At 56.7% G+C, this 14,777-nt stretch carries 14 protein-coding genes; all 14 read left to right on the forward strand.

Features of this window, described 5'->3' with window-relative positions; translation table 11 throughout:
* The first annotated feature begins 10 nt into the window (after positions 1-10).
* Entirely contained in the window at positions 11-1,390 is a 1,380-nt protein-coding gene (gene fliI / locus CFI10_RS02765) for a flagellar protein export ATPase FliI (RefSeq protein ID WP_206839104.1), read from the forward strand.
* Positions 1,391-1,403: 13 nt separating this feature from the next.
* Entirely contained in the window at positions 1,404-1,850 is a 447-nt protein-coding gene (fliJ, locus tag CFI10_RS02770; RefSeq protein WP_206839106.1) for a flagellar export protein FliJ, read from the forward strand.
* 52 nt (positions 1,851-1,902) lie between these two features.
* On the forward strand, positions 1,903-4,746 hold the full coding sequence (locus CFI10_RS02775; RefSeq protein ID WP_206839109.1) for a flagellar hook-length control protein FliK: 2,844 nt from the start codon (positions 1,903-1,905) through the stop codon (positions 4,744-4,746).
* 75 nt (positions 4,747-4,821) lie between these two features.
* Positions 4,822-5,343, forward strand: a complete 522-nt coding sequence (locus CFI10_RS02780; protein ID WP_206839111.1) for a flagellar basal body-associated FliL family protein — start codon at positions 4,822-4,824, stop codon at positions 5,341-5,343.
* 8 nt (positions 5,344-5,351) lie between these two features.
* Positions 5,352-6,335, forward strand: a complete 984-nt coding sequence (gene fliM / locus CFI10_RS02785; RefSeq protein ID WP_206839112.1) for a flagellar motor switch protein FliM — start codon at positions 5,352-5,354, stop codon at positions 6,333-6,335.
* Between the two features lie 24 nt (positions 6,336-6,359).
* Positions 6,360-6,809 carry a flagellar motor switch protein FliN gene (gene fliN, locus CFI10_RS02790; RefSeq protein WP_091822880.1) on the forward strand — a complete coding sequence of 150 codons (450 nt, stop codon included), beginning with the start codon at positions 6,360-6,362 and terminating at the stop codon, positions 6,807-6,809.
* A complete protein-coding gene (gene fliO / locus CFI10_RS02795; protein WP_091822424.1) occupies positions 6,806-7,231 on the forward strand; it encodes a flagellar biosynthetic protein FliO in 426 nt (141 codons plus the stop codon). The genes fliN and fliO overlap by 4 nt, the downstream gene beginning before the upstream one ends.
* Positions 7,228-7,977: a flagellar type III secretion system pore protein FliP gene (fliP, locus tag CFI10_RS02800; protein ID WP_206839120.1), complete on the forward strand. Its 750-nt coding sequence runs from the start codon at positions 7,228-7,230 to the stop codon at positions 7,975-7,977. The genes fliO and fliP overlap by 4 nt, the downstream gene beginning before the upstream one ends.
* A 9-nt stretch (positions 7,978-7,986) precedes the next feature.
* Positions 7,987-8,256 carry a flagellar biosynthesis protein FliQ gene (gene fliQ / locus CFI10_RS02805; RefSeq protein ID WP_091822419.1) on the forward strand — a complete coding sequence of 90 codons (270 nt, stop codon included), beginning with the start codon at positions 7,987-7,989 and terminating at the stop codon, positions 8,254-8,256.
* A 3-nt stretch (positions 8,257-8,259) separates the two neighbouring features.
* Positions 8,260-9,039: a flagellar biosynthetic protein FliR gene (fliR, locus tag CFI10_RS02810; RefSeq protein WP_091822416.1), complete on the forward strand. Its 780-nt coding sequence runs from the start codon at positions 8,260-8,262 to the stop codon at positions 9,037-9,039.
* A gap of 1 nt (position 9,040) precedes the next feature.
* Entirely contained in the window at positions 9,041-10,186 is a 1,146-nt protein-coding gene (flhB, locus tag CFI10_RS02815) for a flagellar biosynthesis protein FlhB (RefSeq protein WP_206839122.1), read from the forward strand.
* Positions 10,187-10,362: 176 nt separating this feature from the next.
* On the forward strand, positions 10,363-12,441 hold the full coding sequence (gene flhA / locus CFI10_RS02820) for a flagellar biosynthesis protein FlhA (protein WP_206841866.1): 2,079 nt from the start codon (positions 10,363-10,365) through the stop codon (positions 12,439-12,441).
* Positions 12,442-12,474: 33 nt separating this feature from the next.
* Positions 12,475-13,938 (forward strand): flagellar biosynthesis GTPase FlhF, encoded by a 1,464-nt coding sequence (flhF, locus tag CFI10_RS02825; RefSeq protein WP_206839124.1) that lies wholly within the window; start codon positions 12,475-12,477, stop codon positions 13,936-13,938.
* Positions 13,939-13,949: 11 nt separating this feature from the next.
* Positions 13,950-14,774, forward strand: coding sequence for a MinD/ParA family protein (locus tag CFI10_RS02830; RefSeq protein ID WP_091822405.1), 825 nt, complete (start codon positions 13,950-13,952; stop codon positions 14,772-14,774).
* Positions 14,775-14,777 lie beyond the last annotated feature (3 nt).

Here is a 14,777-nt window from a genome sequence, read left to right on the forward strand (position 1 = left end):
GGAGCCCGCCTTGCCGGACCTGAATCACCGTCTTGAACGTTATCTGCAGGTTGATTATGAGCCGCCTCGCCCCGGTGTTGAGGGGCAGGTGACGAGGTTGATAGGCCTTACTCTGGAAGCAGTTGGGCTGAAAGTGGCTCTGGGCGACTATTGTATGGTGGATCTGCAGGGCGATGGCAGTGTCGAGGCTGAAGTGGTTGGCTTTGCCGGTGATCGTATCTACCTCATGCCACTGGATAGTGTGGACGGACTGGCCCCCGGTGCAGCGGTTCGTCCGCGTGTAGGGGCCAGTCTGGTGCCGGTGGGATTCGGTCTGCTCGGCCGAGTGATTGACGGTATTGGCCGTCCGCTGGACGGAAAGGGACCACTCAAGCCCGACGACATGGTGACGTTGGCCGGCGAAAGCATCAACCCGTTGCATCGACACCCGATTGAACAGACTCTGGATGTCGGGATACGTGCTATCAATGGTTTGCTGACGGTGGGTCGAGGTCAGCGTCTGGGTTTGTTCGCCGGCAGCGGTGTAGGCAAATCGGTGCTGCTTGGCATGATGACTCGCTTTACCGAAGCAGAAATTACTGTTGTGGGTTTGATCGGTGAGCGTGGTCGTGAGGTGCGTGAATTCATTGATCACAGTCTGGGTGCCGAAGGCATGGCACGTTCGGTGGTGGTTGCCTCGCCAGCGGATGACTCGCCACTGATGCGTCTGCGCGCGGCCCAGCTTACCACCCGTATTGCCGAATATTTCCGTGCACAGGGGTGTAACGTATTACTGCTGATGGACTCTTTGACCCGCTATGCCCAGGCGCAGCGAGAGATCGCGCTGGCTGTGGGTGAGCCTCCCGCCACCAAAGGGTATCCACCATCGGTATTTGCCAAGTTGCCCAAGTTGGTAGAGCGTGCGGGCAACGGTGAAACAGGAGGGGGCTCCATCACAGCCTTCTACACTGTACTGACTGAGGGTGATGACCAGCAGGACCCGGTGGCTGATTCGGCGCGCGCCATACTGGACGGGCACTTTGTACTGTCTCGTACGCTGGCGGAGCAGGGGCATTATCCCGCGCTGGATATTGAGGCCTCGATCAGCCGTGCCATGCCACAGATCGTGGACAACAGTCAGTTGAACTTGGCATTGCAATTCAAGCGGTTGTACTCGCGCTATCAGCAGAATGCGGACCTGATCTCGGTTGGGGCCTATGCGCGCGGCAGTGATCCTGAAACCGATCGTGCGGTCGACATGCTGCCTGCCATTCGTGCCTACCTGCAGCAGGGAATGGATGAACCGATGCCAATGCAGCGCAGCGTACAGGAACTGGCGATGGTGATGTCGCCTCCGCCACAGCCCAAGAATCAGCCTGGCCAGCCGCAAACCCTGCGGCGTACCCCATAGGAGGCAGTGACGCATGGCAGCGAAACGATCGGATCGATTACAGGTAGTGCTTTCTGTTGCCGAGCGCAAGCGCAAGGAAGCTGACCGCTTTCTGGCGGATGCCCAGAAGCGGGTGAGTCAGGGGGAAGCCGGTATCGCCCAGCTGCAAACCTACCTGCGTGAATATCAGCAGCAGTTTACGACCAGTGGCCAGCAGGGCCTGAGTATCGGTGCATTGCATACTCAGCAGGCGTTCATGCATAAGATCAATACGACCATCTCCGAGCAGGAGCATGCGCTGAAACAGGCGCGAGAACAGCTGCAACAGGTGCGTGCTTACTGGCAGCAGGTTTATGCTCGCCAGAAAGGGATTGAGCGGCTGATTCGAAAGGCGCGTGAGGATGAGGAGCAGGAGCAGGAGCGCAAGCTGCAACGGGATATTGATGAGCGCTCGCAACATGGTCGTCCTCGCTTTATCTGACTTTGGCATTTAAATTGCTTGTTCCCTGTAACCTTGTATGCAGGAACCTCTCATGGCAATCACACAACCATCTCCTTCATCCCCTCTGTTACTGGGTCTGGGCGGCATTGGACAATCGCTGAGTCCAACAGCTGGCGGGGCGGTTGCTCCGGTTAGCCCGATGAAGGGGGGCGGTTTTCATTTTCATTTCAACGGTTCGCTACAGGCCTATCAGGAGGCAAGGGTTGAGGCCGAAGCTGGCACAGTCTTGCCACCGACGGGCGAGCAATTGCCGGATGCGTCGGTCATCGAGTCGGAACAGCCAAGTGGTGTTGTTGACCCTGAGCTGGAACAAGACGGTCGATTGCTTGAAACTGCTTCTGAAGACGCTGAACAGCAGTCAGTAGAAAAGCAGCAGGCACAAGCTGTGCAGGCTCAGGCAGCATATACTCAGGCCGAAACAGCTGATAAAACGGCACAAATCATGGCAAGCGATGAGGCGTTGGCTGCAAGGCAACAGACTGGTGCGGCTCGGCAAGTTGAGGCTGAACGACAGGGTGGTCAGCGACGCAAAGCTGAAGCGGTTCACGTTGGACGTAATGGTGAGCAACTGATTCGCGAGCAGGAAACAGCCGAGCAATCGGCACTGATGCAACTCAGGGATCAGCAAGTTGCCGCCGAAGCCGTTCGCCAGCAGCAAGCCGGCCAGCAGAACCGTGAGCAACAGGTACAGCAACAGGTAACACAAACTCAGCAGCAGGAGGCCCAAGGCCAGAATGTAGAGCCGACATCGCAGCCAGTGAGTCAAGGACAGCGTGTAGAACCGACACCACAGACATCGCAGCCAGTGAGTCAAGGGCAACGTGTAGAACCGACACCACAGACATCGCAGCCAGTGAGTCAAGGACAGCGTGTAGAACCGACACCACAGACATCGCAGCCAGTGAGTCAAGGACAGCGTGTAGAACCGACACCACAGACATCGCAGCCAGTGAGTCAAGGACAGCGTGCAGAACCGACACCACAGACATCGCAGCCAGTGAGTCAAGGGCAACGTGTAGAACCGACACCACAGACATCGCAGCCAGTGAGTCAAGGACAGCGTGTAGAACCGACACCACAGACATCGCAGCCAGTGAGTCAAGGACAGCGTGCAGAACCGACACCACAGACATCGCAGCCAGTGAGTCAAGGACAGCGTGTAGAACCGACACCACAGACATCGCAGCCAGTGAGTCAAGGACAGCGTGCAGAACCGACACCACAGACATCGCAGCCAGTGAGTCAAGGACAGCGTGCAGAACCGATACCACAGACATCGCAGCCAGTGAGTCAAGGACAGCGTGCAGAACCGACACCACAGACATCGCAGCCAGTGAGTCAAGGACAGCGTGTAGAACCTACACCACAGACATCGCAGCCAGTGAGTCAAGGGCAGCGTGTAGAACCGACACCACAGACATCGCAGCCAGTGAGTCAAGGGCAGCGTGTAGAACCGACACCACAGACATCGCAGCCAGTGAGCCAAGGACAGCGTGTAGAACCGACACCACAGACATCGCAGCCAGTGAGTCAAGGGCAGCGTGTAGAACCGACACCACAAACATCGCAGCCAGTGAGTCAAGGGCAGCGTGTAGAACCGACACCACAGACATCGCAGCCAGTGAGTCAAGGACAGCGTGTAGAACCGACACCACAGATATCGCAGCAGGTACAGCAAGTAACGCAAACACAGCAGCAAATGGCGCAGTCACAGCAAGAGGTCAGTGCCGACCAGAAGCGTGCTGCCATGCGTTCAGATGCACAGGCAGCCAGCAGGGCCGAAGCGGTGCGGCAAAGTGAGGCCGTCCGTCAGAATGAAACGGCACATACTGTGCGAGCTACACCGGCACACCCGTTCCCAGGAGGGGGTGAACCAGCACAGCCTGCGATACCCGCATCGGTAATGCGTGCGCAGGCACAGTCGGGGGGCGCGACGGCAGGTGAGCGTGGAGCCACTGAAACCGTCCCGGCTGCGGGCATGGGCGCAGAAGTGAATGTCGATCCATTGCGCCTTACTGAAACAGGTCAACCCGAAACCATTACACAGCCCGGTGCCGAACAGTCGGTTCCTGAACAGCCGCTTGTGAGCAGTGATTCGGCCGCTGATGAGGCGCGTCAGCCACTCAATCTGCAGCCGCAGAGCAGTTCCACTCAGTCGGCAATCGGCGCAACGGCGTCAACATCATCTGATGGCGTGCTGGACACTGCTGTTACGGCTAATGGTGCGCAACGCTCCGGTCCTGATGTGGCTGGTGGGCGAGCTCAGGCTGAAATGGTGGCCAGTCGTGCAGACCAGGTAGTGCAGAGCGGCAGCGGCAGTAACATGGGTGATGAGGGGCGAGAGGAACAACCGTCTCAACGGCAGGATTCACAGCAGGCCCAGGCTGCCGCCGGCAACCGTACGCAGAGTGTTGCGTCAGGAGGTGCCCTGCCACAGCAACCCTTTTCACTGGCTCAGCAACAGCTGCTCTCGCCCAACTGGGGGCGTGCGATGGGTGAGCGTGCGATTATGATGGCCCAGCACGGTCCGCGAACGGCCCAGATTCAGCTTGATCCGCCTGAGTTGGGTGCCATGCAGATTCGTATCCACATGCAGGGCGGCGATCAGGTCAGTGTCAGCTTCACCAGCCCCAATCCAATGGTTCGTGAGGCGCTGGAGCAGCAGATGCCACGTCTGCGCGAAATGTTTGCCGAGCAGGGACTCAATCTGCAGGATTCTTCAGTGGCGGACCAGTCCTCCCAGCAGCAATCCGGGCAGCACGAACAGGCGCGGCAGGGCCAGCCCGGTGGCCGTTATGGGCAGGGTGACGCGGGTCCGAACGAAGGGTTGACTCTGCATTCGGTCAAGGTCGGTCTGGTGGACTATTACGCCTGAGGCTTCAGCCCCAAAAACAGTGTGTTATATTAGTCTCCATCCAAGCGGATTAACGCTCGACCAGCGGAGGCACTGATGGCAGATAAAGAAGAAGCGGCAGATGACGAACAGGGAGCCAAGGGTTCCAAAAAGAAGTTAATCATCATACTCGTGGCCGTGACGCTCCTGTTGTTGGGTGGGGGTGGTGCCGCTGCATTCTTCCTGCTGTCGGGCGATGGCGGCTCTGATGGTGAGGCTCAGCAGGTTGAGGCGGTCAAGCGAGAGGCGATCTATACCAAGGTCCGTACGCTGGAGGGCAAGCCATCCTTTGTGGTAACCCTGCAGTCGTCTGATGGCAAGCGGCACTACATGCAGGCCTTCATCGAGGCCAAAAGTCGGGACCCGGTTGTGGATGAGGCACTGAAGCTGCACATGCCGTTGATCGTGGCACGTCTCAATGCTCTGTTCGCTACCCAGGCATTTGAAGAGCTGCAGACGCTGGAAGGCAAACAGGTACTGCGAACAGAAGCTACGGCGCTGGTACAGTCGATTATGCAGGAAAAAATCGGCCAGCCCGGGGTCGAAACGATCCTCTTTACCAACTTTGTGATGCAGTAGGGTTATCCATGTCGGTCAAGGACCTGCTTTCACAGGATGAAATAGATGCGCTGTTGCACGGTGTTGATGACGGTGATGTCGAGACCGAAGACAATGCCGATGAGGATGCTGATGGCATAAGGCCATATGATCTGGCCAGCCATGAGCGTATCGTGCGTGGGCGAATGCCAACGCTCGAAATGATCAATGAGCGTTTTGCCCGCCACACCCGAATCAGTCTGTTTAATTTGTTGCGCCGCACTGCCGATGTGACCGTCGGTGGCATCCAGGTCATGAAGTACGGCGACTATATCCACACCCTTTACGTCCCCACCAGCATGAGCCTGGTCAAGGTTCATCCATTACGGGGTACGGCGCTGTTCATCATGGATGCACGGTTGGTATTCAAGCTGGTGGACCAGTTCTTTGGAGGGGATGGACGGCATGCGAAGATCGAGGGGCGAGAGTTTACTCCCACCGAAACACGCATTGTTCACAAAACTCTGCAGCAGCTGTTTCAGGATCTCAAGGATGCCTGGCGTTCAGTAGCCGAGCTGGAGTTTGAGCATATTGGTCATGAAGTGAATCCGGCCATGGCTAACGCCATCAACCCGGCTGAGGTTGTGGTGGTGAGCTCGTTTCAGATCGACCTTGAAGGCGGTACCGGCGAGCTGCATATTACCATGCCCTATTCAATGCTGGAGCCGATCCGCGAGCAACTGGTATCGGGCGTGCAGGCCAATGAAGAGAAGGGTGATGAGCGCTGGCTGACAGCATTGCGGCGTGACATCATGATGGCCACGCTGGAACTCGATCTGACCGTGGCCGAACGCGAGTTGACACTGCGTGATGTGATGCAGCTGGAAGCGGGCGATGTTATCCCGGTAGAAATGCCTGAAAATCTTGAGCTGAGAGCCAACGGCATCCCCATGTTTGAGTGCCAGCTGGGGACCTCGCGTGGTAATCTGGCGGTTAAAATCAAGGACCCCATCAAGCGGCCGGGTAGTGAGTAAACCGGCCGGCGGAGAGTGACCAAGGTGAGTGACGAGAACAACGATCAGGATCAACAGGCGCTGGCGGACGAGTGGGCCGCAGCGCTGGAACAGCAGACCGGTGATGCCGGTGTGGATACAGATGCTCTGCTGGATGATGTTCAGGCGCAGTCCGGGGGCGGGGCTCAAGGTGTCGAACTCGATGAGCTGAAGGACGAATCCACGCCGATTGCGGATCCCAAGCTGGATGTGATTCTGGATATTCCGGTACACCTGACCATGGAGGTGGGCGGTACGGAGATCGCCATTCGCAACCTTCTGCAGCTGAGTCAGGGATCGGTCATTGAACTCGACCGTGTGGCGGGAGAGCCGCTGGATGTGAAAGTAAATGGTACCCTCATCGCGCACGGTGAGGTGGTCGTGGTGAATGACCGCTATGGTATTCGCCTGACCGACGTGATCAGTCCGCAGGAACGCATTCGGCGGCTTAAATGAGGGCTTTGCTTGCTCTGATGCTGTTGCCGACACTGGCATCGGCTGCTGAAGAGACCGGCAAGGCCAGTGCACGTGTCGATCTGCCGGACCCGCTGTCGTTGGGTGCTATAGGCCAGCTGCTGCTCGGGTTGGCGCTGGTGGTTGGGCTTATCCTGGTGTTGGCCTGGCTGGTCCGTCGAGTGAATGGTGCGCCGGCGCAGGGCAGGGGGATGAAAGTGCTGGCAGCGCTGCCGCTGGGGCAACGCGAACGTGCCGTGTTGGTTCAGATCGGGCAGGAGCAGATGTTGCTTGGCGTGGCGCCAGGTCGTGTAAGCTTGCTGGCACGGTTTGATGAACCTGTGCTGGATTCGGCAGAGCTGCGAGGGGCAGCCTTTGCCGATCGTTTGCAGCAAGTACTGGGACGGGGGCAAAGCGGGTCATGAAATGCAGGCTGCTTCCCATGCTGTTATTGCCGCTGTTGATGCTGCCCTCCATGGCTGCAGTAGCTGAAACCGGCATTCCGGCCGTGACGCTGGTTACCGGCGAGGATGGAACCAGCAACTACAGCGTCACCATCCAGATCCTGGCATTGATGACGCTGCTGACGTTCCTGCCGGCCATGTTGATGATGATGACCTCATTTGCACGCATCATTATCGTATTTGCCATTCTGCGGCAGGCATTGGGTCTGCAACAGACACCTTCCAACCAGATCATCATCGGCCTGTCTCTATTCCTGACGCTGTTCATCATGTCGCCGGTGCTGGAAGAGGTGAATGTCCGCGCTGTGCAGCCGTATATGGCTGAAGAGCTGGGGCCGATGGAGGCCTTTGAAGCGGCAGGTGTCCCCTTTCATGAGTTCATGTTGAACCAGACTCGCGAGAGCGATCTGCAGCTGTTCATGCGGATCTCGGAAACGCCTCCAGTGGAAACGGCAGAAGAAATCCCGTTTACTATACTGATACCGGCGTTCGTTACCAGTGAGCTGAAAACCGCCTTTCAGATCGGTTTCATGCTGTTCATACCCTTTCTGGTGATCGACCTGGTGGTCGCCAGTGTGCTGATGGCCATGGGTATGATGATGTTGTCTCCAATCATCATCTCTTTGCCATTCAAAATCATGTTGTTTGTATTGGTGGATGGTTGGGCCATGGTGATCGGTACGCTGGCCGCGAGTTTTGGTGTTTAGGGAGGTGTTATGGATCCGGGCATGACGCTTGACCTGTTCGGTCGCGCACTCTGGCTGGTGGTCATCATCGTCGCCGTCATTGTTGGTCCGGCACTGGCGGTCGGTTTGATCATATCGGTGTTTCAGGCCGCAACCCAGATCAACGAACAGACGCTGAGTTTTTTGCCCCGCCTGATTGTAACGCTGCTGGCGGTGATGTGGGCAGGTCCCTGGATCGTTACCAATATATCGGATCTGTTTAATTACCTGTTCATGAACATCCCCAGACTGATCTCCTAGGCCATGGAAATTACCCTGCTGCAGGTCGAGCAAATGGTCAGCAGTTTTCTTTGGCCTCTGTTCCGTGTTTCCTCCTTTTTCATGGCAATGCCGATCATCGGTACCCAGATGTTGCCGATGCGTTTGCGCCTTGGGCTGGCACTGGCGGTGACTGTTTTAATCGTGCCGGTGTTGCCCCCCATGCCTGAATTTGATGGCTTGTCGCTGCAGAACTGGATTGTGGTGGCTCAGCAGGTACTGATTGGTTCCTTGCTTGGCTTTTCAGCCAATATTCTGCTGCAGAGTTTTGTGGCTGGTGGCCAGATTATGGCAATGCAGATGGGGCTTGGCTTTGCCTCCATGACCGATCCGGCAAACGGTGTGAATACCGTTATCCTGTCCCAGATCTATCTGATGATGGTGATGATGCTGTTTCTGGGGATGAATGGCCATCTGGTGTTGATCGAAATTATGGTGGACAGTTTTGACGTCATTCCGGTAGGGCTGGAGGGTGTCAGTAAAATGACGCTATGGGAAATTGCCCATTGGGGCGGGTGGCTGTTCATGGCTGCGCTCATGATGTCACTACCGGCCGTGACAGCGTTGCTGGTGATCAACTTTGCCTTTGGCATCATGACCAAGGCGGCACCCCAGTTGAATATCTTTGCGATTGGCTTCCCTTTCACCATGCTGATGGGGGTGTTCATTGTCTGGGTCAGCCTTTCCGGTTTTTTCAGTCACTATCAGACATTCTCGGCCGAAGCGCTGGAGAATGTCAGTCAGCTTTTAAAAGCAGGGCGCTGAGATGGCTGAAGAGACGGGTCAGGAAAAGACAGAACAACCTACGGAGAAGCGCATCAAGGATGCGCGACAAAAAGGTGATATTCCACGCTCACGTGAACTTGCCTCCACCGCATTGCTGCTGGCATCGGCAGCTGCCGCTATTCTGTTTGGCGGTAATGTAGCCGCTACCATGATAAGCATCATGCAGGAAAGTTTTACCCTCGATCGCCAAGATGTTTTTGATACAGCGCGCATGTTTACGCATCTGGGTGAGGCTCTGTATGAGGGCTTTTTCAGCCTGTGGGGGTTTTATCTGCTGACGTTGCTGGCGGCACTGCTGAGCCCGATCGCTCTGGGTGGCTGGAATTTCAGCGGTCAGGCGATTCAGCCCAAGGGCAGTCGCATCAACCCGCTCAGCGGGCTCAAGCGGATGTTCTCGCTCAAAGCTCTGATTGAGTTGTTCAAGGCGCTGGCCAAGTTTCTATTGGTGGGGGCCTTTGCAATCATGGTTCTGTGGCTGGATCGGCCTGACCTGTTTGCACTTGCGAGAGAGGCGGTGGAGCCGGCCATTGCCCATTCACTGCAGATTCTGGGTTGGTCCTTTCTGGTGATGAGTTTGTCGTTGATTATCATCTCGTTGATTGATGTGCCGTTTCAGCTCTACGACTACAACAAGAAGCTGAAAATGACGCTGCAGGAAGTCAAGGATGAGATGAAGAACACCGAGGGTAAGCCTGAGGTCAAGGGGCGTATCCGTCAACTCCAGCGTGAAATTTCACAACGCAAGATGATGTCCGAAGTGCCTGAGGCCGATGTGGTGATCACCAACCCGACTCACTATGCCGTCGCGCTGAAGTATGATCAGGGTGGCAGTGGGGCGCCACGTGTGGTTGCCAAGGGGGTGGACTTTGTTGCCCTCAAGATCCGCGAGATCGCACAGGAGCATGATGTGCCGCTTTTGTCGGCTCCTCCACTGGCACGTGCACTCTATCATGCCACTGAGATTGGTGACGAGATTCCCGCCGGGCTCTACCAATCGGTTGCCCAGGTATTGGCTTATGTGTTTCAGCTCAAGCGCTATCGCAAACGGTTGGAGGAAGCGCCGGAGCCGTTGCGAGATGAAGATATCGATATTCCTGAAGAGTATCGCAAGGATCCGGATGAGTAGGTGGCTTGGCCTGTTTTTTGCATTTAACCCCTCTTGAAGTACGTTAAGCGTCAGAAAAGCAGCGTTTTTTCTCGGTATGTGGCCGGATTGATTCGGATTGCAGTGTTGTTGCTTTGGTTTGATGTTTTTTTGACGCATTCGGAGGAAGAGTGGAACGCCAAGTCGTCCTGAACAATATGCGAAGCCTGTCGCAGGGGAATCTGGGGATTCCGCTGCTGCTGCTTGTCGTGCTGGGCATGGTGGCGTTGCCTGTTCCTCCGTTCATGCTCGATGTGTTCTTCACCTTCAATATTGCTCTATCGATCGTGGTGTTGCTGGTGGCGATCTACGCCCTGCGGCCACTTGATTTCGGTGTGTTTCCAACCATTCTGCTGGCTGCGACCCTGCTGCGATTGGCTCTCAATGTGGCGTCAACTCGGGTGGTTCTGCTGTACGGCCATGAGGGAGGGGATGCTGCCGGTAAGGTGATCGAGGCCTTCGGGGATGTGATGGTTGGCGGCAACTATGTCGTCGGTATCATCGTGTTCCTTATTCTTGTGATCATCAACTTTGTGGTTGTGACTAAGGGTGCTGGCCGTATTTCCGAAGTGAGTGCTCGCTTTACCCTTGACGCAATGCCCGGCAAGCAGATGGCCATCGATGCCGATTTGAACGCGGGCCTGATTGGTCAGGAAGAGGCGCGTGATCGACGTCGAGAAGTAACGCAGGAAGCCGATTTCTACGGTGCCATGGATGGTGCCTCGAAGTTTGTGCGCGGGGATGCGGTGGCGGGTATCCTGATTTTGGTGATCAACCTGTTGGGTGGTCTGGGGATTGGCATGGTGCAGCACGGGCTGGATTTCAGTCTGGCCCTGCAATATTACTCCCTGCTGACCATCGGTGACGGGCTGGTTGCACAGATCCCGTCGCTGTTGCTGTCCACTGCGGCTGCGGTGATGGTGACCCGTGCCAACTCCTCCGAAGCGATGGGGTCGCAGGTATTCCGTCAGATGTTCGCCTCACCACGTGCGTTGACTGTGGCAGCTGCCATACTCTTTATCATGGGTATTGTGCCCGGCATGCCGCACTTTGCTTTCCTGATGCTGGCGATGGCCGCAGCCGGTATTGCCTGGTGGATTCGGCGTCAGGAGCTGCAGAAGCTGGAACAGGCAAAGGCGGAAGAGGCCGAGGCACCAACAGACAGCAAACCAGCGGCGGAAGAACAGAAAGAGCTGGGCTGGGATGATGTGATGCCGGTGGACATGATCGGACTGGAAGTCGGCTACCGGCTGATTCCGATGGTGGACAAAATGCAGGGTGGGCAGTTGCTTGGGCGGATCAAGGGGGTGCGCAAGAAGCTGTCTCAGGATCTGGGCTTCCTGGTGCCGTCTGTGCATATTCGGGATAACCTGGACCTGTTGCCCGGCGCCTATCGCATTACATTGATGGGCGTTATAGCAGGTGAGGCGGAGATCTACCCCGACCGCGAACTGGCGATCAACCCGGGTCAGGTATTCGGAGAGCTGAAAGGGGTCAGCGTGCGTGACCCGGCGTTTGGTCTGGAGGCAGTCTGGATCGAAAAGAGCCATAAGGAGCACGCGCAAACACTGGGCTATACAGTAGTAGATGCAAGTACGGTGGTGGCGACCCATATCAATCAGGTGTTGCAAACCCACGCCCATGAGTTGCTGGGGCATGAGGAGGTACAGCAACTGCTTGATCTGCTGAGTAAGGCTTCGCCCAAGCTGGTGGAAGAGTTGGTACCGAAGAAACTGTCGATCAGTGCGTTGCTGAAGGTGTTGCAGAACCTGCTGATGGAACAGGTGCCGTTGAAGGATTTCCGCTCCATCGCCGAGGCGCTGGCCGAGGCGGTCAACCGGACACAGGATCCGCTGGCGTTAACTGCGGCCGTGAGGGTGGCGCTGTCACGTCTGATTGTGCAAACGGTCAATGGCTCGGAACCGGAGCTCGCTGTTATTACGCTGGACCCGTCACTGGAACAGATGTTGCTCGGATCCATGCAGCAGGGGCAGGACGAAGGGATGGTACTGGAGCCCGGTATGGCCGAGCGGTTGCAGCGCTCGCTGGGCGAGACCGCTCAAAAGCAGGAGATGTCCGGCAAGCCGTCCATCCTGTTGGTGGCAGCCCCGATTCGGCCGCTGATGGCCAAATTTGTACGTTATGGAGAACATCAGATTCATGTACTCTCCTATCAGGAGATCCCGGAGAACAAGAAAGTCACGATTGTGGCCACTGTGGGTGGACAAAATGGCTAGGGTTTGGCGGCTGGCGGCCGATAAGGGACGGGTATGAAGGTAAAACGCATATTTGCACCGGATATGCGCCAGGCAATGCGCCGGGTGCGTGACGAAATCGGCCCTGATGCCGTGATCATCTCCAACCACCGTGTAGCGGGTGGGGTCGAGGTTGTAGCCGCGCGTGAAGATGAATATGAGGCTGCTCAGGCAGAGCTCAAGCGCAGCCGCAGTCGTCGTCAGCCGCCCAATCGGGATGAGCAGATACGTATCCTTACCGGTGGGCACTCGCACCAATCGGAGCAGGCCAGTCGCAATGCGGCGCTTGAAGAGGAACTGAACCGTACCAGGGCTCGAATCGCAGAAGCCAGTCGACGCATCACCGAGCCTACGCCGGTAGCGGACCGCAGCGCAAATCGCCAGATCGATGACGAAGATGATGAAGATCTGCGCTCCATTCTTGAGTCGCTTCGTGCCCGCAACCGCCAGCGGGAAGTACCCTCTCCGCCTTCCCGTCAGGTTGAAACGCCCCGTCCCACGTCACGACCTGTTGAGAGTGATACCTTGCCTGCGGATGACGATGCGTTGCTGAGTATGCAGCAGGAAATTCAAGAGCTGCGTAATATGCTGCAGCAGCAGGTGGCGCGTCCCGAACCGGCTGCGCCTGTGTTTGCCACGCCTGCCGCAGACTCAGTGCAGGAAAGATCAGCTGTACACGCCCGCCTGGAGCAGCTGGGCCTCGGTTCACAGTTGGTACAGCAGCTGATGAGCGGTGTGGAGCCTGAGCTTGCCGCTGACAAGGCCTGGCGCAATGCGCTCGCTCGCCTTTCGGATGCTTTGCCGGTGCTGGGTGAAGAGCTGGTGGAGCGTGGCGGCATGATCGCCTTTGTCGGCCCTACCGGTGTCGGCAAAACCACCACCATCGGCAAGCTGGCTGCTCGTCATGTGCTGCAGCACGGCAGCTCCAGTGTGGCACTGGTTACCACGGACTGTTTCCGCATCGCGGCTCATGAGCAGCTGAAAACCTTTGGCCGTATTCTGGATGTGCCTGTCCGCGTGGTGGATGAAAACCATAGCCTGGAAGAAGTGCTGCAAAGTCTTCGCAACAAGCGTCTGGTGCTGATTGATACCGCTGGCATGAGTGCATCCGACCCACAGGGTCTGGTGCAGATGCAGATGCTTTCCAGTGTCACTGTTCGCCTGAAAAAGTTGCTGGTGCTGTCCTGCTCCAGTCAGCGCCAGTTGATGCGCAGTGCGTTCGACAACTATCGAGAGCTGGGTCTGAACGGTTGTGTGCTCAGCAAGACAGATGAGTCGGGCAGCCTGGGTGAGGCGCTTACGCTGGCAATCGAAAAGCAGCTGCCGATCGCCTATGTGACTGATGGGCAGAAAATTCCGGATGATATCGGTATCGCCAAGCGGCATGATCTGGTCAGCCGTGCCGTGGTGATTGCACAGAAATCGGGGGAGCATGATGCAGATCAAGCTTCCGGCAGTTCATTATTCAGGGCGGGTTGAGGAGTCATTTGATGAAGCAGACCCACCCGGTCAAGGTGATAGCAGTAACGGGCGGCAAGGGAGGCGTTGGCAAGACCAATGTGTCGGTCAATCTGGCCACCGCTCTCAGTGAAATGGGGCAGCGGGTGGTGCTGATGGATGCTGACCTGGGCCTTGCCAATGTAGACGTGATGCTCGGGCTGAGAGCGCAACGCAACATTTCGGATGTGCTTGCAGGCAACTGCAGTCTCAAGGAAGTTATGGTGCCGGCAGGGGATAATTTCTGGATAGTGCCGGCGGCTTCGGGGACGCAGGAAATGACGGCTCTAAGCGCCCATGAGCATGCAGAGTTGATCCACGCCTTTAACGACATTGCCGATGAGCTGGATGTATTGGTTATTGACACTGCGGCTGGAATCTCGGACTCGGTGGTCAGCTTTGTGCGTGCCGCTCAGGAGGTGCTGGTGGTGGTCTGTGATGAGCCTACTTCGATTACCGACGCCTATGCACTGATCAAGCTTTTGAATCGTGACTATCAGATGACACGCTTTCGAGTGTTGGCCAATATGGTCAGAACGGAATCCGAAGGACGTAATATGTTCAATAAACTGTTGACGGTGACCGACAGATTCCTGGATGTTACGCTTCAATACGTTGGCTCAATCCCTTATGATGAAACGGTGCGCAAGGCTGTACAGAGACAAAAGGCTGTTTTGAAAGCCTTTCCCAAGGACAAGGCCGCATTGGCCTATCGCCAGTTGGCGAACAAGGTGGACAGCTGGCCGGTCAGTTCCAGCCCACGTGGGCACCTTGAATTCTTTGTCGAGCGGCTCGTGCAGGGAGCGCGGGCACACTGAAAA

It is taken from the genome of Marinobacterium iners (assembly GCF_017310015.1).
GTDB classification, from domain to species: Bacteria; Pseudomonadota; Gammaproteobacteria; order Pseudomonadales; family Balneatricaceae; genus Marinobacterium; species Marinobacterium iners.